1 pseudogene is annotated in these 263 nt (G+C 61.2%); it reads right to left on the bottom strand.

Going from position 1 to position 263, the window contains the following annotated elements:
* Positions 1-263 (bottom strand): annotated as a pseudogene (locus KVS69_RS19780) (D-xylose ABC transporter ATP-binding protein); the annotation flags it as partial.

Here is a 263-nt window from a genome sequence, read left to right as displayed (position 1 = left end):
TGTTGCCTTCAACGGCGAGCACCGGGCCGCCAATCTCGACCTTCACCTTGGGGAAGACGTCCTTGACGTCGCGGCCGACCATCAGGCGGACGATCTCGTCCTGCGGCGTTTCCTTGAGCTTGCCCTGGCCGACGGCGCGGCCGTCGCGGAAGACGACGAAGTTTTCCGCAATTTCGTAGACTTCATCAAACTTGTGGCTGATGAAGAGGATCGCCTTGCCCTGCCGCTTCAGGCCTTCGACGATGCGGAAGAGGTCGTCGATC

Source organism: Stenotrophomonas sp. GbtcB23 (genome assembly GCF_019091045.1).
Taxonomy (GTDB): Bacteria; Pseudomonadota; Gammaproteobacteria; order Xanthomonadales; family Xanthomonadaceae; genus Stenotrophomonas; species Stenotrophomonas rhizophila_A.
This window is presented reverse-complemented; position numbering and strand designations above follow the sequence as displayed.